Source organism: Blastococcus sp. SYSU DS0552 (assembly GCF_054050815.1).
In genome coordinates this window covers 139,775-158,779 of record NZ_JBJHAB010000005.1, presented here as the reverse complement: position 1 = coordinate 158,779, position 19,005 = coordinate 139,775, and the positions used below count along the sequence as shown (strand labels likewise).

19 protein-coding genes are annotated in these 19,005 nt (G+C 74.6%); 5 read left to right on the top strand and 14 right to left on the bottom strand.

Features of this window, described 5'->3' with window-relative positions:
• Positions 1–32: 32 nt before the first annotated feature.
• The 3 genes from ACI8AG_RS07030 to hemE all read right to left on the bottom strand — a co-directional run bounded on the left by ACI8AG_RS07030 (position 33) and on the right by hemE (position 2,745).
• On the bottom strand, positions 33–218 hold the full coding sequence (locus ACI8AG_RS07030) for a hypothetical protein (protein WP_456587782.1): 186 nt from the start codon (positions 216–218) through the stop codon (positions 33–35).
• A 74-nt stretch (positions 219–292) separates the two neighbouring features.
• A complete protein-coding gene (gene hemG / locus ACI8AG_RS07025; RefSeq protein ID WP_456596442.1) occupies positions 293–1,663 on the bottom strand; it encodes a protoporphyrinogen oxidase in 1,371 nt (456 codons plus the stop codon).
• The gene (hemE, locus tag ACI8AG_RS07020) at positions 1,660–2,745 is read right to left on the bottom strand and encodes a uroporphyrinogen decarboxylase (RefSeq protein ID WP_456596441.1); all 1,086 of its coding nucleotides are present in this window, start codon (positions 2,743–2,745) and stop codon (positions 1,660–1,662) included. Before hemE ends, hemG begins: the two co-directional genes overlap by 4 nt.
• A gap of 71 nt (positions 2,746–2,816) precedes the next feature.
• Between hemE and ACI8AG_RS07015 the strand changes: the two genes are divergently transcribed.
• Positions 2,817–3,449, top strand: a complete 633-nt coding sequence (locus tag ACI8AG_RS07015; RefSeq protein WP_456587779.1) for a DUF3000 domain-containing protein — start codon at positions 2,817–2,819, stop codon at positions 3,447–3,449.
• Between the two features lie 257 nt (positions 3,450–3,706).
• A complete protein-coding gene (locus tag ACI8AG_RS07010) occupies positions 3,707–4,834 on the top strand; it encodes an HRDC domain-containing protein (protein WP_456596440.1) in 1,128 nt (375 codons plus the stop codon).
• Between the two features lie 207 nt (positions 4,835–5,041).
• Here the strand turns inward: ACI8AG_RS07010 and ACI8AG_RS07005 are convergent, their stop codons facing one another.
• The 3 genes from ACI8AG_RS07005 to ACI8AG_RS06995 all read right to left on the bottom strand — a co-directional run bounded on the left by ACI8AG_RS07005 (position 5,042) and on the right by ACI8AG_RS06995 (position 8,374).
• Positions 5,042–6,328 carry a sugar ABC transporter permease gene (locus ACI8AG_RS07005; RefSeq protein WP_456596439.1) on the bottom strand — a complete coding sequence of 429 codons (1,287 nt, stop codon included), beginning with the start codon at positions 6,326–6,328 and terminating at the stop codon, positions 5,042–5,044.
• Positions 6,329–6,338: 10 nt separating this feature from the next.
• Positions 6,339–7,145: an ATP-binding cassette domain-containing protein gene (locus tag ACI8AG_RS07000; RefSeq protein WP_456596438.1), complete on the bottom strand. Its 807-nt coding sequence runs from the start codon at positions 7,143–7,145 to the stop codon at positions 6,339–6,341.
• 146 nt (positions 7,146–7,291) lie between these two features.
• Positions 7,292–8,374 carry a sugar ABC transporter substrate-binding protein gene (locus ACI8AG_RS06995; protein WP_456596437.1) on the bottom strand — a complete coding sequence of 361 codons (1,083 nt, stop codon included), beginning with the start codon at positions 8,372–8,374 and terminating at the stop codon, positions 7,292–7,294.
• A 220-nt stretch (positions 8,375–8,594) separates the two neighbouring features.
• Between ACI8AG_RS06995 and ACI8AG_RS06990 the strand changes: the two genes are divergently transcribed.
• Both ACI8AG_RS06990 and ACI8AG_RS06985 read left to right on the top strand, forming a co-directional pair.
• Positions 8,595–9,800, top strand: coding sequence for a thiolase family protein (locus tag ACI8AG_RS06990; protein ID WP_456596436.1), 1,206 nt, complete (start codon positions 8,595–8,597; stop codon positions 9,798–9,800).
• Positions 9,797–11,884, top strand: a complete 2,088-nt coding sequence (locus ACI8AG_RS06985; RefSeq protein ID WP_456596435.1) for a 3-hydroxyacyl-CoA dehydrogenase NAD-binding domain-containing protein — start codon at positions 9,797–9,799, stop codon at positions 11,882–11,884. The genes ACI8AG_RS06990 and ACI8AG_RS06985 overlap by 4 nt, the downstream gene beginning before the upstream one ends.
• A gap of 135 nt (positions 11,885–12,019) precedes the next feature.
• Here ACI8AG_RS06985 and ACI8AG_RS06980 read toward each other — a convergent pair whose 3' ends face one another.
• Positions 12,020–12,424: a VOC family protein gene (locus ACI8AG_RS06980; protein ID WP_456596434.1), complete on the bottom strand. Its 405-nt coding sequence runs from the start codon at positions 12,422–12,424 to the stop codon at positions 12,020–12,022.
• Positions 12,425–12,502: 78 nt separating this feature from the next.
• On the opposite strand from ACI8AG_RS06980, the gene ACI8AG_RS06975 reads away from it, so the two are divergent.
• The gene (locus ACI8AG_RS06975) at positions 12,503–13,093 is read left to right on the top strand and encodes a TetR family transcriptional regulator (RefSeq protein ID WP_456596433.1); all 591 of its coding nucleotides are present in this window, start codon (positions 12,503–12,505) and stop codon (positions 13,091–13,093) included.
• A 111-nt stretch (positions 13,094–13,204) separates the two neighbouring features.
• Here ACI8AG_RS06975 and ACI8AG_RS06970 read toward each other — a convergent pair whose 3' ends face one another.
• From ACI8AG_RS06970 to ACI8AG_RS06940, 7 genes are all read right to left on the bottom strand, one after another.
• The gene (locus tag ACI8AG_RS06970; RefSeq protein ID WP_456596432.1) at positions 13,205–13,879 is read right to left on the bottom strand and encodes a hypothetical protein; all 675 of its coding nucleotides are present in this window, start codon (positions 13,877–13,879) and stop codon (positions 13,205–13,207) included.
• The gene (locus tag ACI8AG_RS06965) at positions 13,876–14,457 is read right to left on the bottom strand and encodes a SigE family RNA polymerase sigma factor (protein WP_456596431.1); all 582 of its coding nucleotides are present in this window, start codon (positions 14,455–14,457) and stop codon (positions 13,876–13,878) included. The genes ACI8AG_RS06970 and ACI8AG_RS06965 overlap by 4 nt, the downstream gene beginning before the upstream one ends.
• 80 nt (positions 14,458–14,537) lie before the next feature.
• Positions 14,538–14,822 carry a thiamine-binding protein gene (locus tag ACI8AG_RS06960; protein ID WP_456596430.1) on the bottom strand — a complete coding sequence of 95 codons (285 nt, stop codon included), beginning with the start codon at positions 14,820–14,822 and terminating at the stop codon, positions 14,538–14,540.
• The gene (dxs, locus tag ACI8AG_RS06955; RefSeq protein ID WP_456596429.1) at positions 14,819–16,738 is read right to left on the bottom strand and encodes a 1-deoxy-D-xylulose-5-phosphate synthase; all 1,920 of its coding nucleotides are present in this window, start codon (positions 16,736–16,738) and stop codon (positions 14,819–14,821) included. Before dxs ends, ACI8AG_RS06960 begins: the two co-directional genes overlap by 4 nt.
• 128 nt (positions 16,739–16,866) lie before the next feature.
• Entirely contained in the window at positions 16,867–17,235 is a 369-nt protein-coding gene (locus ACI8AG_RS06950) for a hypothetical protein (RefSeq protein WP_456596428.1), read from the bottom strand.
• A gap of 87 nt (positions 17,236–17,322) precedes the next feature.
• Positions 17,323–17,553, bottom strand: a complete 231-nt coding sequence (locus tag ACI8AG_RS06945) for a DUF4177 domain-containing protein (protein WP_456587765.1) — start codon at positions 17,551–17,553, stop codon at positions 17,323–17,325.
• A 67-nt stretch (positions 17,554–17,620) separates the two neighbouring features.
• Entirely contained in the window at positions 17,621–18,877 is a 1,257-nt protein-coding gene (locus tag ACI8AG_RS06940) for a class I SAM-dependent RNA methyltransferase (RefSeq protein WP_456596504.1), read from the bottom strand.
• Positions 18,878–19,005 lie beyond the last annotated feature (128 nt).

Sequence of the window (19,005 nt, the reverse complement as noted above, 5' to 3'; positions counted from 1 at the left end):
GTGCTGCGACGGCGGCCCCGGCAACCGGAGGCTCAGCCGGTGGCCTCCTCCGCGGTCGCGGCACCGCGCCGGGGAGCGGGCGTGCGCGCGCCGGGTGTGCGGTGGGCGGGTGTGCGGTGGGCGTCGCGGCAGTCGGGGCAGGCGGCCATCCACACGTGGTGGCGCAGGCAGCGGACGGGGGTGACGGGGAACTGGTCGTGGCGGTGGATCGTGCTCACCGGACTTCCAACGCCGCGGCGGCACCGGTGATGCCCCGGTCGGCCGTGGTCCGCACCACGGGCGGGCCGGGGCATCAGGTCAGCGCGTCGAGTGCCCGGTGGGCGTCGCGGATGCACGCGGGGATGCCAACCCCGCCGAACGCGGCCCCCGCGATGCCCAGTCCCGGGACCTCCGCGACGGCCGCGCGGGCGGCGTCCACGCGCGCCTGGTGCCCGACCAGGTACTGCGGCAGGCCACCGCCCCAGCGGACGACGGCGGTCTCCAGCGGCTCCGGGCGGGAGAGCCCCAGCAGGTCGGCGACGTCGGCCACCACCGCGGCGGCCAGGTCGTCGTCGCCACGCTGCAGTTCGCCCTCGTCGCGGAACCGGCCCACCGACGAGCGCACCAGGAGCACGTCCCCGCCCAGGTGCGGCCACTTGGCCGAGGAGACCGTGACGCCCTTGACCAGCCGCCCGGTGACCGGCGGCACGAGCAGCCCGCTGCCGGCGTCGACGGGCTGCGCGGGGAAGGCCATGGCGACCACGGCCATCGAGGCGTACGGGATGCCCAGCAGCGGCTGCACCGCCCCGGGGGCGACGTCGGCGAGCAGCCGGGCCGCCTTGCCGGCGGGAGCGGTCACCAGCACGGCGTCGGCGCGCAGCACCTCCGGCGCACCCGCCGGGCCGACCGACACCTCGAGCCCCGCGGGCGTCCGCCGGATCCCGTGCGCGGGGGTGCGCAGCCGGACCTCGGCCCGGGCCGCTGCCACCAGCGCCGCGGGCAGCGCGCCGATGCCCTCGTCGACCGTCTGGAACACGGGGCCGTCGGCGTCGCCCCGGCTCCGGTTCCCCGCCTCCCGGGCGGCCGCGGCCGCGGCCAGCACCGACTCCGCGCCCGGCAGGTGGGCGAACAGCGCCGGCATGGTCGCCTGCAGAGAGAGCTCGTCGGCCCGGCCGGCGTAGACACCGCCCAGCAGCGGCTCGACCAGCCGGTCGACCACCTCGTCGCCGAGCCGCTCGCGCAGCAGCCCGCCGACCGCGACGTCGCCGTCCACGGCGAGCGGCGGCAGCTCCACCTCGGCCCGCACCCGGGCGACGCCCGCGGGCGAGAGGATGCCGTCGAGCCCGTCCGCCGACGCCGGCACGCCGAGCACGGTGCCGGCCGGGAGCGGGAAGCGGCCGTCGGGCAGCACGACCGACGCCTGGGTGGTGGCCGGCGCGACGAGCCGGTCCCGCAGCCCGAGGGCCTCGACCAGGCCGATCGCCTCGGGCACGCGGGCCAGCATCGCCTCGGGCCCGGTGTCGTACCAGTGCCCGGCCAGCTGGATGCGGTGCAGCTTCCCGCCGATCCGCTCACCGGCCTCCAGCACGACGATCTCGTCGTCGGGACGCCGGCGGCGCCACTCGAAGGCTGCGGCCAGCCCGGTGATGCCGGCCCCCACGACGACGAGCCGGGACCGGGTCATCGCGTGGTCAGCTCGTGGACGAGCTCGACGACGTGGGTGAGCACGTCCGGGTCGGTCTCGGGCAGCACCCCGTGCCCGAGGTTGAAGATGTGGCCGCGGGCGGCCTCCGCCTGCCGCACGACCCGGCGCACCTCCCGGTCGACCGTCGCCCGGTCGGCCAGCAGGACCGCCGGGTCCAGGTTGCCCTGCAGGGAGCGGTCGGGGCCCACGCGCCGCACGGCCTCGTCGAGCGGCACCCGCCAGTCGACCCCCACGACGTCGGCCCCGGCCTCGCCGATGAGCGGCAGCAGCTCCCCGGTGCCCACCCCGAAGTGGATCCGGGGGACGTCCCGCTCCCCCAGCCCGTCGAACGCCGCGCGCGAGTGCGGCAGCACCCGCTCGGCGTAGTCGGCGGCCGACAGCACGCCGGCCCAGGAGTCGAAGAGCTGCACCGCCGACGCCCCGGCGTCCACCTGGGCGCGCAGGAAGGTCGCCGCCGACGCCGAGAGCCGCTGCAGCAACCGGCTCCACGCCTCCGGCTCGGCGTACATGAACGCCTTCGTGCGGGCGTGCTCCTTGGAGGGACCGCCCTCGATCAGGTAGGTGGCCAGGGTGAACGGCGCCCCGGCGAAGCCGATGAGCGGCGTGGGACCGAGCTCCGCGACCAGCGAGCGCACCGCCGTCTGGAGGAAGCCGAGCTGCTCGGGCGCCAGGTCGGGCAGCGCGTCGACGTCGGCGACGGTGCGCACCGGGTCGGCGACCACCGGCCCGATGCCCGGCTTGATCTCGATGTCCACACCGGCGACGACCAGCGGCAGCACGATGTCGGAGAAGAGGATGGCGGCGTCCACCCCGTGACGGCGGACCGGCTGCAGGGTGATCTCGGTGACCAGGTCGGGATCCTGGCAGGCCGCCAGCATCGCCGTGCCGGCGCGCAGGGCCCGGTACTCCGGCAGCGAGCGCCCGGCCTGGCGCATGAACCAGACGGGCGTGCGGCTCACCGGGAGGCCGCGAGCGGCACGGACGAGGTCGGAATCGGCCGGGGACGCCGACGCGGGAGCGGGACTCACGACCACCGATCCTCCCAGACGGCCGGGCGGCATCGGTCCGCCGCGTCCTGCGGGCCTGCGGCGCGTCGGCGCCGCCGCGCCGCCTCCGGGCCTACTCTGCGGACGTGGAGCCGCGCAACCGGGCCGAGGCCGGGGACGGGAGCCGGGACGACGCCGTCCCGGCCGCCTTCCGCGCCGCCCTGGAGTCGCTGGCCGTGGTGCGCGTCCGCCCGGAGATCGAGCTGGGCCGCATCCCCGCCCCGCAGCGGCTGGCCCCCTTCGCCTACGCGATCGGCGCCCGGGTGCCCGACCCCGACGCCGGGGACGACGAGGACGACCTGGAGATCGCCAGCGCGCGGTTCATCGTGCTGTTCGACCCGGAGGGCCACGAGGCGTGGCACGGCACCACGCGGTGCGTCGGCTACCTGTCCGCCGCCACCGACGAGCAGCTGGTCGACGACGCGATGTTCTCCGAGGTGGCGTGGAGCTGGCTCACCGACGCGCTGTCGGACTCCGGCGCGGCGCACCACACCGTCGGCGGCACCGTCACCCGCACCGCCTCGACCCGGTTCGGCGAGCTGGCCGGGCCCGAGCACTCCGTCGACGTCGAGATCCGCGCCTCCTGGACGGCCGACGGCGCTGACCTGGACCGGCACCTGCTGGCCTGGCTGGAGGTGCTCGGCAACGCCGCCGGGCTCCCGCCGCCCGGTGTCCGGCTGCTGGGTCCCTCCGACCGGGTCGGTAGCGAGACTCTCTAACATCGGTGCGGCACAGCGGCGCGGAGCCCGTTGCGCCGGTGCTCCTCCCCAGGATCGGCGCGGTCGGCCGCGGTGGACCCCGGCCCGGGCGCCGGTGACCGACAGACGAGGAGCGGCGAGAAGGTGGACGGCAACTGAGCACCGAGCCCACCCCCCAGCCACCGGAGGACCCGGCGGCCGCTGCGGCCCCCGAACCGACCCCGCTGCTGGCCCCCCGCGACGGGCTGCCGCCGGTCATCGAGACCTCCACCCAGCTGGTGGAGTACGCCGAAGCGCTGCGCGCGGGTCGCGGCCCCGTCGCCGTCGACGCCGAGCGGGCCTCCGGCTACCGCTACGGGCAGCGGGCCTACCTGGTGCAGCTGCGCCGCGACGGGTCGGGCACCGGCCTGCTCGACCCGATCCCCCTGCCCGACCTGTCGGTGCTGCAGGAGGCGATCGCCGACGCCGAGTGGGTGCTGCACGCGGCGAACCAGGACCTGCCCTGCCTGGCCGAGATCGGTCTGGTCCCCGCCCGGATCTTCGACACCGAGCTGGCCGCCCGCCTCGCGGGACTGCCCCGGGTCGGGCTCGGCGCCGTGGTCGAGTCGCTGCTCGGCTTCTCGCTGCAGAAGGGGCACTCCGCCGCCGACTGGAGCACCCGCCCGCTCCCCGAGGAGTGGCTGGTCTACGCCGCGCTCGACGTGGAGGTGCTGGTCGACCTGCGCAACGCGCTGGCCGCCATCCTCGAGGAGCAGGGCAAGACCGAGTGGGCGCGGCAGGAGTTCGAGGCGATCCTCGCCGCCGGCCCGCCGGCGCCCCGGCAGGACCCGTGGCGCCGCACCTCGGGCGTGCACGGCCTGCGCAGCCGGCGCCAGCTCGGCATGCTCAAGGCCATCTGGGAGGCGCGTGACGAGCTGGCCCGCAAGCGGGACGTCGCGCCCGGCCGGGTGCTGCCCGACTCGGCGATGGTGGCCGCCGTCCAGGCCGACCCGAAGAACGAGGGCGCCCTGCTGGAGCTGCCGGTGTTCCGCGGCCGGGCCAACCGCCGGCTGGTGGCGCACTGGTACAACGCGCTGGCCCGCGGCAAGGCGCTGCCGGAGGACGAGCTGCCGCCGCACAGCAGGCCCGGTGACGGGCCACCGCCGGTGAACCGGTGGGCCGACCGCGATCCGGCGGCCGCCGCCCGGCTGCAGGTGGTCCGCGCAGGGCTCGCCGAGCTGTCGGAGAAGCATGCCGTGCCGGTGGAGAACATCCTCTCCCCCGACCTGGTGCGCCGGCTGATGTGGAGCCCGCCGGAGCCTCGGGAGCCCGGCGCCGTGGCGGATGCGCTGCGGGCCGGCGGCGCCCGCGAGTGGCAGATCGAGCTCACCCGCGACCTGCTCGCCGACGCGATCACCCGCGCCTGACACCCCCGGGCATAGGAAGCTCTACGTGCGGATCGGCGTCCCCATCCGCACGTGAAGCTTCCTATGCCTGTGCTGCCTGGGCCCAGGCCTGCGCCGGGTCCCCAGGGGGCGGACGACGACGCCGGCGCCGCCCGCGGGGTGCGGACGAAGCGGCGCCGGCGTGGTCACCTGCCGCCCGCCGGCGCTGAGCACGGCGGGCGGCAGGGGTCATCGTCGGGCCGTGGCGGCCCGTCGGCGGGCGAGCGCGTCGACGCCCGCGGCGAGCAGGAGCACCCCGCCGGTGATGATGAAGTTGAGGTACGCGGCAACCCCCAGCAGCCCGAGCCCGTTGGCGATGATCGCGATGACGAGCCCACCCAGGACGGCGTCCCGGGCCCGGCCACGCCCACCGAAGAGGCTGGTGCCACCGATCACCGCGGCCCCGACCGCGTAGAGCAGGGTGTTCCCGGCACCGGCGTCCGGGGTGACCGAGCTGAGCCGGGAGACGGCGAAGATGCCGCTGAGCGCCGCCAGGCTCGAGGACAGGACGAAGACGCTCACCCGGATGCGGGTGACGTTGATACCCGCGCGCCGCGCCGCCTCCGCGTTCCCCCCGACCGCGTAGATGTGCCGGCCGTAGCTGGTGCGGCTCAGCACGAAGGTGAGCAGCAGCAGGAGCACGATGACGATCGGCACCGCGTAGGGGATGCCCTGCAGGTCGATCGCGGCGGCCAGCGCCCGGTCGACGCTGAGGATCGCCGTCGCCGCCAGCACGACCGCCGAGATGACCGCGACGCGGAGCAGGACGACGATCAGCGACTGGTGCGCCAGCCCCCGCGCCCGCTGGCTGCGCCACCGCCACAGCTCGGCGACGGCGTAGACGACCACGACCCCGATCGCCAGCACCCAGCCCCACACGACCGGGAGGTTCTGGTTGATCAGGCCGACGATGACCTCGTCCCGGACGGGCACGGTCCCACCCTGGCCGATCAGCCAGAGGGTGACGCCCTGCCAGCCCAGGAACAGCGCCAGGGTGACCACGAAGGACGGGATCCCGACGATGCCGACGAGGCTGCCGGTGAACAGCCCGATGAGCGCGCCGACCGCGACCGCGGCCAGCACGGCGACGTACCAGGCCACGTCCGCCTGTACCAGCAGCTGGGCGAGGACGGCGGCGCAGACACCGCTCACGACGCCGGCGGAGAGGTCGATCTCCCCCAGCAGCAGGACGAAGACCAGGCCCATCGCCAGCACCGTGATCGGGACGGCCTGGGTGAGCAGGTTGGCCAGGTTGATCGGCGTCAGGAACGTGTCCGGCCGCAGCACGGTGAACAGGACCCCCAGGACGACGATGCCCAGGATGGCCGGCAGCGCGCCGAGGTCACCGGCCCGCAGCTTGTTCACGTAGCCGCGGACGGCGCCGCCCAGGGAGTTGTCCTGCCGGTCGCCCTCGAAGCCGGCGGCCGGCTTGTGCGGCCCGCTCGCCTCCGCGGCGGTCAGGGTGTTGCTCGACATGGAAGTCCTCTCAGTCCTCGAGCGCGTCCGGCGCGAGCCCCAGCTCGCCGGAGCGGCCGGAGGTGATCAGCTCGATGACCTGGGTGCGGTCGACCTCGGAGATGGGGACGTCCGCGGCGACCCGACCCAGGTACAGGGCGGCGACCCGGTCGGCGACCTCGAACACGTCGACCATGTTGTGGGTGATGAACACGACGGCGTGGCCGGTGTCGGCGAGGCGGCGGACCAGGTCGAGCACCTGACGGGTCTGCGCGACGCCGAGCGCGGCGGTGGGCTCGTCCAGGATGACCAGCTTGGACTCCCAGAGGACGGCCTTGGCGATGGCGACCGTCTGCCGCTGCCCACCGGAGAGGCTGGACACCAGCTGGCGCACCGACTTCAGCGTGCGCACCGACAGCTTGGTGAGCGTGTCCCGCGCGGCCTCCTCCATCGAGGCCTCGTCCAGGACGATGCCACGCTTGCGCTCCCGGCCGAGGAACATGTTCTGGACGACGTCGAGGTTGTCGGCCAGCGCGAGGTCCTGGTAGACGACCTCGATGCCCAGGCGCGCCGCGTCGCGCGGGCCGTGCAGCTGCACCGGCCGACCCTCGAACTCGACGGTGCCGGAGTCGATCGGGTGGATGCCGGCGATCGACTTGATCAGCGTGCTCTTGCCCGCGCCGTTGTCACCGACGAGCGCGGTGACCTTGCCGGGGTAGACGTCGAGGTGGACGTCGTGCAGGACCTGGACGGCCCCGAAGCTCTTGTTGACCCCGCGCAGGCTGAGCGTGGGCTGCTCCGAGGTCGTGGTGGTCGGGCTCTGTTCGAGTGCGGACACCGATGCGTCCTTCCGCAGGGGGCCGGCCCGTCGGGGGCCGGAGGGAGACAGTCTGGTGCCCTGGGGTCCGCGGGTGGCCGGGGACCCGCAGGGCGGGCGGCAGACGGCCGGGGCGCCCGACTGGTGGGCGCCCCGGCCGGACCGGCTCAGGAGATGCCGAGCTCCTCGCAGGCAGCCGCGTACTCGCCCGTGCAGACGTCCTCGGCCGACTGGTAGCCGTCCTCGATGACCTGGTTCACGTTGTCCCGGAAGATGGAGACCGGCTCGAGCAGCACCGCCGGCACCTCGCGCTCACCCTCGGGGTCCTCGACCGAGCCGTCGACCTCGGGCTCCTCGCCGTTGACGAGGGCGACCGCGAGCTCGGCCAGGGCGTTGGCCTCCTCCTCGATCGGCTTGTAGACGGTCATGCACTGGCGCTCGGCGAGGATGTTCTGCAGCCCCTCGACCGTCGCGTCCTGACCGGTCACCGGCACCTGCCCGGCGACGTTGTTGCGGGCCAGGATCGACACGACCGCGTTGGCCAGGCCGTCGTTGGCGGCCAGCACGCCCTGGATGTCGCCGCCGGCCTGGGTGTACATCTGCTCGAAGATGGTGGCGGCCTGCTGGTTGTCCCAGTCCGGCACGGCCTGCTCGGCCACGACGGTGTACTGGTCCATCGGGTCGAGGACCTCGTGCGCACCCTGCGAGAAGAGGGTGGCGTTGTTGTCGTCGGGCGAGCCGTTGAGGAAGGCGATGTTCGCCGGCTCGTCGCCCAGGCACTGGGCCAGGCCCTCGCCCTGCAGGCGACCGACCTGCACGTTGTCGAAGGAGACGTAGTAGTCGCTCTCCCCGCCGAGGGTCAGCCGGTCGTAGTCGATGGTCTGCACGCCCTGGCTCTCGGCCTGGCGCTGGATGGCCGCGCCGGAGGCCGAGTCGAGGTTCGTGATCGCCAGGACGGTGACGCCCTCGGTGATCATCTGCTCGGCGATGGTGTTCATCCGCTGGGCGTCGCCCTGCGCGTTCTGGATGTCGTACTCGACACCGGCCTCGTCGAAGGCGGCCTCCAGGAGCGGGCGGTCCGCGGACTCCCAGCGGGCGGAGGACGCGGTGTCGGGGAGGATGACACCGATCTTGCCGGCGGCGTCACCGCCGTTGCCGCCACCGCTGCCGCTGTCGTCGCCGCCACACGCGGCCAGCCCGAAGACCAGGGCCGCAGCGATCGCCGTCGTCACCGTGCGCCGTCGCGCCATGAGAGGGACCTCTATTTCGTTGGGGTTGCAGAGAAATTCCGGCGGGTCATCTTGCGCAGCTGTCGGTTGTGACCGCAAGCACACCCCGGAGCCGTTGCCGGACCGTGATCCGGAACCCCCTCGATCGGGTTCGTGCCGCGCTTGGACCTCCGGTTACCGGCGGGTAACTTCTAGCCGGACGGGCCCCGCCGGGCCCGCTACGAACTCCTGCGGAGGTCCCATGTCCCGCTCGCTGCGTGAGGTCGTCTTCGTCGACGGCGTGCGCACCCCCTTCGGCAAGGCCGGTCCGAAGGGCATCTACGCCGAGACGCGCGCCGACGACCTCGTCGTGCGCTGCATCCGCGAGCTCCTGCGCCGCAACCCGGCGCTGCCGGCCGACCGGGTCGACGAGGTGGCCATCGCCGCCACCACCCAGATCGGCGACCAGGGTCTGACCCTCGGCCGCACGGCCGCGCTGCTGGCCGGGCTGCCGAAGACGGTCCCCGGTTACTCGATCGACCGCATGTGCGCCGGCGCGATGACCGCGGTGACCACCACCGCGTCCGGCATCGCCTTCGGCGCCTACGACATCGCCATCGCCGGCGGCGTCGAGCACATGGGCAACCACCCCATGGGCGAGGGCGTGGACCCGAACCCGCGGATCGTGAGCGAGAAGCTGGTCGACCCCTCCGCACTGGTCATGGGCTCCACCGCCGAGAACCTGCACGACCGGTTCCCGCACCTGACCAAGGAGCGCGCCGACGCGTTCGCGCTGGCCAGCCAGCAGAAGTACGCCAAGGCCGTCGCCAACGGGCAGATCGGCCCGGAGCTGGTGACCGTGGCGACCCGCTCGGCCGAGCACGGCTGGGGCGTCGCCACCGTCGACGAGCCGCCGCGGCCGCAGACCACCCTCGAGGGTCTGGGCACGCTCAAGACGCCGTTCCGCCCGCACGGGCACGTGACCGCCGGCAACGCCGCCGGTCTCAACGACGGCGCCACCGGCTGCCTGCTCGCGGCCGAGGACGTCGCCCAGGAGCTGGGCCTCGACATCGGCATGCGCCTGGTCGGCTACGGCTTCGCCGGCGTCGAGCCCGAGGTCATGGGCATCGGCCCGGTGCCCTCGACCGAGAAGGCGCTGGCCCGCACCGGCCTCTCCATCTCCGACGTCGGCCTGTTCGAGCTGAACGAGGCCTTCGCCATCCAGGTGCTGGCGTTCCTCGACCACTTCGGCATCGCCGACGACGACGAGCGCGTCAACCCGTGGGGCGGCGCGATCGCCGTCGGCCACCCGCTGGCGTCCTCCGGCGTCCGCCTGATGACCCAGCTGTCGCGGCAGTTCGCCGAGCGGCCCGACGTCCGCTACGGGCTGACCGCCATGTGCGTCGGCCTCGGCATGGGCGCCACCGTGATCTGGGAGAACCCGAACTGGGAGGGGTTCCAGAAGTGACGAACGCCGTCTTCGAGAACGAGGTCGTGACGCGCGCCCTGGTGCGGTTCGTGACCCACCCGGGCCTGGCCGGGGAGATCGCGCTGATCACCCTGGACAACGGGCACGACCACACCCGCCCCTCCACCTTCGGCCCGGGCGGCCTCGCGTCCCTGGACGCCGCGCTGGACGAGGTCGCGGCGCACACGCCGGCCCCGGCGGCGATCGCCGTCACCGGGAAGCCGTTCATCTTCGCCGTCGGCGCCGACCTCTCCGGCGTCCCGTCGGTGACCGACGAGGCGACGGCACGGCAGATCGCCGAGACCGGCCACCGGGTGTTCCGGCGGCTCAAGGACTCGACGATCCCGACGTTCGCGTTCGTCAACGGCGTGGCGCTGGGCGGCGGGCTGGAGCTGGCGCTGCACTGCCACTACCGGACGATCAGCGGCACGGCCGCGGTCGCCTTCCCCGAGGCGTTCCTCGGGCTGGTGCCCGGCTGGGGCGGTACCCAGCTGCTGCCGAACCTGATCGGCATCGACGCCGCCGTCACCGTCATCGTCGAGAAGGCCCTGGCGCAGAACAAGATGACGCCGGCGCCGAAGGCCGCGAAGCTGGGCATCGCCGACGCCCTGTTCGAGCCGGCCGACTTCCTGGAGCGGTCGATCGAGTGGGCCGTCGGCGTGCTCGACGGCTCGGTGGCGGTCTCCCGGCCCGAGGTCGACCGCTCGGCCTGGGACGACGCGATCACCCGCGCCCGCGGCATCGTGGCGGCCCGCACCCGCAACGCCTCCCCCGGCGCCGTCCGCACCGTCGAGCTGCTCGACCTGGCGCGGGCCGGTGTCGAGGGCGAGGCCTTCACCGCCGGCACCGCCGCCGAGGACGACGCACTCACCGAGCTGCTGATGAGCGACCCGCTGCGGGCCTCGCTCTACTCCTTCGACCTGGTGAACAAGCGGGCCAAGCGACCGGCCGGCGCGCCGGACAAGTCGCTGGCCCGGAAGGTCACCAAGGTCGGTGTCGTGGGCGCCGGGCTCATGGCCTCGCAGCTGGCGATGCTGTTCGTGCGGCAGCTGAAGGTGCCGGTCGTCCTGACCGACATCGACCAGGCGCGCGTCGACAAGGGCGTGGCCTACGTGCACGGCGAGCTGGACAAGCTGGCCCAGCGGGGGCGGCTGAGCTCCGACAAGCTCAACCAGCTCAAGGGCCTGGTCACCGGCTCGCTGTCCAAGGACGTCTTCGCCGACGCCGACCTCGTCATCGAGGCGGTCTTCGAGGAGATGTCGGTGAAGCAGCAGGTGTTCGCCGAGGTCGAGGCGGTCGTGTCCGAGACCTGCGTGCTGGCGACCAACACCTCGGCGCTGTCGGTGACCGAGATGGCCGCCAAGCTCGAGCACCCCGAGCGCGTGGTCGGCCTGCACTTCTTCAACCCGGTCGCCGTCCTCCCGCTGCTGGAGGTCGTGCGCGCCGAGCAGACCGACGACGCGACGCTGGCCACCGCCTTCGCCGTCGGCAGGTCGCTGAAGAAGAGCTGCGTGCTGGTGGCCGACGCCCCGGCGTTCGTCGTCAACCGGCTGCTCACCCGGTTCCTGGGCGAGGTCACCTCGGCCGTGGAACAGGGGACGCCGGTCGAGGTGGCGGAGCGGGCGCTCGACCCGCTGGGCCTGCCCATGACGCCGTTCGAGCTGCTCTCGCTCGTCGGCCCCGCGGTCGCGCTGCACGTCGCCGAGCGCATGCACGAGGCCTTCCCGGACCGGTTCGCCGTCGGCGAAGGGCTCAAGCGCGTCGTCGAGCTCGGCAAGTCGAGCGTCTTCGTCGAGCCGGGCGTCGTCGACCCGGAGCTCGCGGACGCCTTCGCCGGCGACGAGCCGCTCACCGCGGAGCAGGTGCACGACCGCGCGGTCGAGGCGCTGGCGCAGGAGATCCGGCTGATGCTGGACGAGGGCGTCGTGCAGGCGGTGCAGGACATCGACCTCTGCATGATCCTGGGTGCGGGGTGGCCGTTCTGGCTGGGCGGCATCTCGGCCTACCTGGACCGCACCGGCGTCTCGGAGAAGGTCACCGGCTCGCGGTTCCTCCCCCAGGGCGTAGCCTCCCTCCCCGCGTGATGATGATCAGGTGACCTGATCGTTCCGGGTCCTGGCTCACGGTCAGCGCTGAGCCAGGACCCCACACGGTGAGCCAGGACGCACGGCCCCGCACGTCGACGACGACGCGCGGGGCCGTCCGTCGTCCCCCACCGCTCAGCGGTAGCTGTCGACGTACTCCCCCGAGGGCGGGATCACCGTGATGACGTCGACCAGCACGCCCTCCGGGCCCGCGAGCACGAAGTGCCGCTGCCCGAACGCCTCGGTGCGCAGCGGCAGCAGCGCGGTGAGCCCGGCGTCGAGGACGAGCCGGCGGTACTCGGCGTCCACGTCGTTGACCTCGACGTTGACCACCACCCCGGTGGCGGCCGCCCCGCGGTGGGATGCCGGCACGGTCGGGTGGTCGGGATCGAGCACGGCGAGCTCCCAGCGCTCCCGCCGGAGGCTGACGTACCAGTCGGACTCGAAGGTCGACTCGAAGCCGAGGTGCTGCCGGAAGAACCCTGCGGTCGCCTCGACGTCGTGGCTCATCAGCACGGGGTACACGCTCGTCACGGACATGACGGCTCCTTACGTACAGTCTGTCGGTAAGTGCCGCCGACGTTATACCTGCACGCTGTACGTATACAAGGAGGTCCGGTGCCACGACGCAGCCGGGAGGAGAGCGAGGCCACCGCCGCACGCGTGCTGGAGGCGGCCACCGAGCTGTTCGCCCGTGACGGGTACGCCCGGGTGGCCCTCGAGGCGGTCGCCGCGGCGGCCGGGGTCACGCGGGGCGCCGTCTACCACCACTACGCGGGCAAGGCCGAGCTGTTCCGCGCCGTGGTCAGCGGCGTCCAGTTGCGGGTGGCCGATGCAGTCGCAGCCGCAGCCGAGGCGGAGACCGACCCGTGGCGCGGGCTCGAGGCGGGCTGCCGGGCGTTCCTCGCGGCGAGCTCCGCGCCGGGGGTGCGGCGGATCGTGCTCGTCGACGCGCCCGCCGTCCTCGGCTGGCAGGAGTGGCGGACGGCGGACGCCGCCGGGTCGGGGCGGCTGCTGGCCGAGGCGCTCACCCAGCTGCACGACGCCGGCCGGCTCGGGGACCGTCCGGTTGGCGCCACCGCAGCCCTGCTGTCGGGGGCGATGAACGAGGCCGCGCTGTGGATCGCGGCGGAGCCGGACACGGCCGCGGCGATCGAGGAGGCCTGGGCGCCCCTGTGCGACATGCTCCGCGCCCTGCGCCGCGACTGAACCGGCACCCGGCCGCCGTGCTGCGACGCCCGGGGTGGGACGCCCGTGCCCGGTCCCGTACCGCCCGGCGCGCCGGGACCGACCGCGCAGCCCCCTCCGGTCAGGAGCGGCTCACCCGACGCCGCGCACGGCCTCCTCGGTGATGTGCACCCCCTCGGCGAAGCGGGCGGCCTGCTCCGGCGACCAGCCCAGCGCCCGCGGGACCTGGACGGCGACCGGCTGGCCGGTCACCGGGTCGACGTAGTGCAGCAGGTGCTCGACGCCGATGTCGACGGCTCCCGGCGAGTCCGGATCGACACCGCCGTCCACGACCACGCCGTCGGTCGTCCCGACACGGACCGGCACCCCCCCGGACGGGGCGGGAGCGTGCGTCGAGCGCAGCAGCACGGTCAGCTTTCCCGCGTACTGCGCCGGGTCGGTGTTCTCCGCGTTGGCCGGCGCGATGGTGAGCGCGTGCTCGGTGACCCCCTGCACGACCCACCCCTGCGGCACCGCGTCCACCACGAAGCCGGCCGGCTGGACACCGGTGTAGTCGACCAGCGCGATCCCGGCCGTCGCGATCCGGGGCGGCTCGTCCGGCGGCGCGGACGGCGGCACCGCACCGCCGCCCAGCAGAACGGCGCCGGCCAGCGCGCCGGCCGCGAGCAGCCCGGCGACGCCGGAACGCCGGACCCGCCGACGGGCCAGCGCACGACGACCGCGGGCGAGGTCGGCCCGCACGGTCTCGGGTCGCACGGTGGTGTCGACCGAGGCGGCGGCCTCGCGGAGCAGCGCGGAGAGGTTCACCGGTTCCTCCCGCAGGTCGAGGCGGTGCGGTTCTCGTCGACGGGTACCGGACCCGCCCGATCGGGTGTGGCATCCGGCACCGGGGCCGCACCCAGCGCGCGACGCAGGTGCTCCAGCGCGCGCGAGGTCTGGCTCTTCACCGTGCCCTGCGAGCAGTTCAGGACGTCCGCGGTCTCCGCGACGCTGAGCTCGTGCAGGTAGCGGAAGACGACGGCGGCCCGCATCCGCGGCGGGAGCTCGGCCAGCGCCGCCCCCACCCGGCCCAGCCGGTCGTCGGTCTCGGCGGGCGCGTGGTCGGCCGGCACGTCGGGGAGCTCTCCGTGGGAGCGCTCGCGTCGCCGCCACGGGCGTCGTGACTCGTCGACCAGGGTGTTGACGAGGATGCGTCGCGCGTAGGCCAGGCGGGCCTGGGGCGCGCGGACCCAGTGCCAGGCCAGGTAGAGCCGGGTGAGGGCGATCTGCACGAGGTCCTCGGCGAGATGGGTGTCCCCCGCGGCCAGCATGGTCGCGGTCCGCAGCAGGTCACCGCGGTGGCGGACCACGAAGTCGTGGAACGCCTCGTCCCGAGCCGTCCTCACGGCATGTCCGTTCCGTGCATGACTGGAAGACGGAACCGGCGTCGCGGAGGTTGCATGACCGCCGACCCCGCCGGACGGACTCAGCGGAACTTGGCGGTCAGGCTCTCCATCGTGCGGTTCACCGACGCGACCTTGATGTGCGAGAGCCCACCGGCGGCGCCGGCCGCGAGCATCGCCTCGTGCGCGGCCCGCAGCGTCGCCCACACCTCGTCGGCCTCGCCCTCGAGGGTCGTGCCGAGCGCCCCGACCTCGTAGCGCAGCCCCGACGCCTGGATGACGGCGATCGCCGCCTCCACGTGGGCGTGCGGGTCCTCCGCGGTGCCGGGCGGCGACGGCGCCACCTGGATCTCGGCGATGACGGTCATCGCCGGCCCTCCTCGACCGACTCGACGACGTGCTCGTCGCGGGACTCGGCGAGCCGGGCCGTCCACTCGGCTATCCGGCGGGCGACGTCCTGCTCGGTCAGCCCCGCGTCGGCCAGCACCTGGCCACGGCTGCCGTGCTCGAAGAACTGCTGCGGCAGGCCGAGGGTGCGCACCGGCACGTCGACGTCGCGGTCCTGCAGCGCCTGGGAGAGCGTGGTCCCCACCCCCCCGGCGCGGCCGCCGTCCTCGACGGTGACGACCAGGCGGGAGCCGGCGGCGAGCTCGAGCAGCTCTTCGGAGACCGGCAGCACCCACCGCGGGTCGACGACGGTCACCTCGATGCCGTGGTCGGCAGCGCGCTCGGCGACCGCCAGGCACATCGGCACCATGGAACCGACGGCGACCAGCAGCACGTCCCGCCGCTCGCCACGGCGCAGCACGTCGACCGGCCCGCGCCGCTCGACCGCCGGGATGTCCGGCGGCAGGGAGCCCTTCGGGAACCGCACGACCGACGGCCCGTCGGAGACCTCCACCGCCTCGCGCAGCTCCTCGCGCAGGGTGGCCTCGTCGCGCGGCGCGGCCAGCCGCAGCCCCGGGACCACCGAGAGGATCGACATGTCCCACATGCCGTTGTGCGAGGCGCCGTCCTCACCGGTCACCCCGGCGCGGTCGAGCACCACCGTCACCGGCTGGCGGTGCAGCGCGACGTCCATGAGCAGCTGGTCGAACGCCCGGTTGAGGAAGGTGGAGTAGACGGCGACGACCGGGTGCAGCCCCGCCATGGCCAGCCCGGCGGCCGAGGTGAGCGCGTGCTGCTCGGCGATGCCGACGTCGAAGGTGCGCTCGGGAAACCGCTCGGCGAACGGCGCCAGCCCGGTCGGGTGCAGCATCGCCGCGGTGATCGCGACGACGTCGGGACGCTCGGCGCCGACGCGGACCAGCTCGTCGGCGAAGGCGTCGGTCCAGGCCAGGCCCGTCTTGCGGACGCTCGCGCCGCTGTCGGGGTCGAAGACGCCGGTGGCGTGCCAGGCGTCGATTTGGTCGGTCTCGGCCGGCGGGTAGCCGAAGCCCTTGGTGGTGACGGCGTGCACGATCACCGGGCCGCCGAACGAGCGGGCCCGCCGCAGCGCGGACTCCATCATCTCGACGTCGTGACCGTCGACCGGGCCGACGTACTTCATGCCGAGGTCCTCGAACATGCCCTGCGGTGACAGGACGTCCTTGAGGCCCTTCTTGATCGCGTGCAGCGCGTCGTAGAGCTTGGTGCCGACGACGGGGGCCCGGTGCAGCGCCTGCCGGACGGCGGCGAGCGCCTCCTCGTACCCGGGGCGCAGCCGCAGGGTGGCCAGCGCGTCGGCAACCCCCCCGATCGTGGGCGAGTAGGAGCGCCCGTTGTCGTTGACAACGATGACGACCGGGCGGTCCTGGGCCGCGGCGATGTTGTTCAGCGCCTCCCAGGCCATGCCTCCGGTCAGCGCGCCGTCCCCGATCACCGCGACGACGGGGCGGGAGTCACCGCGGATGGCGAAGGCCTTGGCCAGGCCGTCGGCGTAGGACAGCGACGTCGAGGCGTGGCTGTTCTCCACCCAGTCGTGCTCGCTCTCGGCGCGGCTGGGGTATCCGGAGAGCCCACCCCGCTGGCGCAGCCGCTCGAAGCCCTCGACCCGGCCGGTCAGCATCTTGTGCACGTAGGACTGGTGGCCGGTGTCGAAGACGATCGGCTCGCGCGGGGAGTCGAACACCCGGTGCAGGGCGATCGTGAGCTCGACGCACCCGAGGTTCGGGCCGAGGTGACCCCCGGTCCTGGCCACGCTGGTGACCAGGGCGTCACGGACCTCCGCCGCGAGGGCGGGCAGCTGCTCGGGGGGAAGGGCCCGAAGGTCCTCCGGACCCCGCAGCGATCGCAGGAGCGGCACGGTGCGGCGGTGTCCTCTCGGTCGGGCGGAGGCTGCTGAGCAGCCGCCGACCCACTGTAGCTGCGCTTCACGGGTACTTCCGGTCGAGCGGGTGCCGCGGATGCAGCTCACAGCGCCCCGGTCCTCGCTCACAGCCGGGGAACCCACCGTTCACCCCGCAGCGCACCGCCGACGACCTCCACCCCGCGGGCGGCGGCGGCCAGCCGCGCCCCCTCCCGCTCGTAGGCCACCATCGCCGCCTCGATGGCGTCGGGCGGGAGCTGGTCGGCCAGCTCCACGCGCAGCGTGCGCCAGCCGGCGCGCGCGGCCTCCAGGCCGGCCGCGACGTGGTCCCCGGCGAACCGGGCAAGCAGCACCGGATACCGGCGGAGCACCTCGTGCGCGCGGTAGTCCGGCGGGACGAGGTCGAACAGCCAGGCGACGGCGGTGCGCTCCCAGTCCGGCGCGCCAGGTGGGCGCACCTCCTCCGGCCAGCCCGGCGGCAGCGTCCTGTCCACGGCGCCAGTCTGCCGCACCGGTCGAACGTGCGTTCGACGGCGTGCCGGTGCCCGGGTGCCCGCGTCAGCCGGCGGGCGGCGCCGTCGTCAGGAGCCGACCTGCCGCTTGAGCCAGAACTGCTCGAACCCCCAGGTGCCGGCACCGCTGGAGTGGTAGCTGACGAGCTCCCACCCCTCGGCACCGAGCTTGTTGAGCACCGAGCTGGTGTCGCCCTGCTGCCGTTCCGACTGACCGCCGGGGAGCTTGACGCTCACTCCGGCCCGCTGCGACTCGGCGTCGTTCGCGGTGATGACCGAGGCGTATTCCCACGTGGGCACAGGGAGACGGTATCCAATGGGCATCCGGCGGGTGACGGCAGCAGGACGGGAGGCGGTTCCGTCGCGGTCACCGGCCGGCCGGCACCAGCAGCGCCACGCACTCCACGTGGGCGGTCATCGGGAAGGCGTCGAACCCGCGCAGCGCGGCCAGCCGGTAGCCGGCCTCCCCGAACGCCGCGACGTCCCGGCCCAGCGCGGCCGGGTCGCAGGCCACGTAGACGACGGCGCGGGCCCCGCTGCCGGCCAGCAACCGGCTCACCGCCGTCCCGGCACCGGCGCGGGGCGGGTCCAGGACGACGACGTCGGGCGCGGCGCCGAGCTCGGCGAGCAGGTCCGCCAGCCCGTCGGCGTCCACCTCGCCCTGCCACACCTCGGCCTGCGGGAGCGCGGCCAGGTTGGCGTCGGCCGCGGCGCAGGCACCCGGGTCCTGCTCCACGCACACCACCCGGCCCTGCTCGCCGACGGCGGGGGCGAGAGCACCGCCGAAGAGGCCCGCGCCGGCGTAGAGGTCGAGGACGAGCTCCCCCGGACCCGCCGCGGCGAACTCCGCCACCGCCGCGACGAGCGCGTCGGCCGCGGCCGGGTGCACCTGCCAGAAGCCGGTGCCCTCGACCTCCCAGTCCCGCCCGCCCGCCCGCCGCTCGGCGCGGCCGGCCGGCTCCGCGGGCAGCTCCTCCCCCGCCCGCAGCACCTCGGTGGCCTGCACCCGGCCCCGGCGGTCCAGCCGGGCGGTGGTCACCGTGCCCGCCGAGTCGACCGAGACGTCGACGGCGCCCGCCCCCGGCCAGCGCCGTCCGAGCACCGCCCGCGCCGCGGGCTCCACGGTGATCGGGCAGTCGTCGAGGAGCGCCACGTCGTGCGACCGGTGCCGGCGCAGGCCGGGCGCGCCGGTGTGGTCGACGGCGAAGCGGGCCCGCGAGCGCCACCGCAGGGCGCCACCGGGCAGCTCCTCGACGGCGAGGCCGGCCACCACCGGGTCCTCGGGGTCGAGCCTGCCGAGCCGGACCAGCTGCTCCCGCACCACCGCGGCCTTGAGCCGGTGCTGCTCGGCCGGCTCCACGTGCTGCCAGTCGCAGCCGCCGCACTTCCCGGGGCCGCTGTACGGGCAGGGGCGCTCGACCCGTCCCGGTGCCGCGACCAGCACCTCGACGGCATCGGCGCGGCAGAAGCCGGGGTGCCGGTCCTCGGTCACCCGGACCCGCACCCGCTCGCCCGGCAGGGTGTGCCGGACGAACACCACCCGGCCCTCGTGCCGGGCGACGCAGTGCCCGCCGTGCGCGACCGGACCGACCTCGACCTCGAACTCCCGCCCGAGCCATCCCAGGCCCTTGGGAGCGTCGGGCGCCTTGGCCGCGGTGCGCCTGCGGCCCCGCTGCAGGGCCCCGCCCCGAGCCTGCGTGGGGCGGGGGGCAGCGGCGGCCCCGTCCCGAGGCTCGCCCCGAGCCTGCGAGG

Coding starts and splice junctions, on each gene's coding strand:
- ACI8AG_RS06995 (WP_456596437.1), bottom strand. CDS start 8,374: ATGGCGCGACGGCGCACGGTGACGACGGCGATCGCTGCGGCCCTGGTC.
- ACI8AG_RS07005 (WP_456596439.1), bottom strand. CDS start 6,328: ATGTCGAGCAACACCCTGACCGCCGCGGAGGCGAGCGGGCCGCACAAG.
- ACI8AG_RS06960 (WP_456596430.1), bottom strand. CDS start 14,822: ATGACCGTCATCGCCGAGATCCAGGTGGCGCCGTCGCCGCCCGGCACC.
- ACI8AG_RS06990 (WP_456596436.1), top strand. CDS start 8,595: ATGTCCCGCTCGCTGCGTGAGGTCGTCTTCGTCGACGGCGTGCGCACC.
- hemE (WP_456596441.1), bottom strand. CDS start 2,745: ATGCCGCCCGGCCGTCTGGGAGGATCGGTGGTCGTGAGTCCCGCTCCC.
- hemG (WP_456596442.1), bottom strand. CDS start 1,663: ATGACCCGGTCCCGGCTCGTCGTCGTGGGGGCCGGCATCACCGGGCTG.
- ACI8AG_RS06980 (WP_456596434.1), bottom strand. CDS start 12,424: ATGTCCGTGACGAGCGTGTACCCCGTGCTGATGAGCCACGACGTCGAG.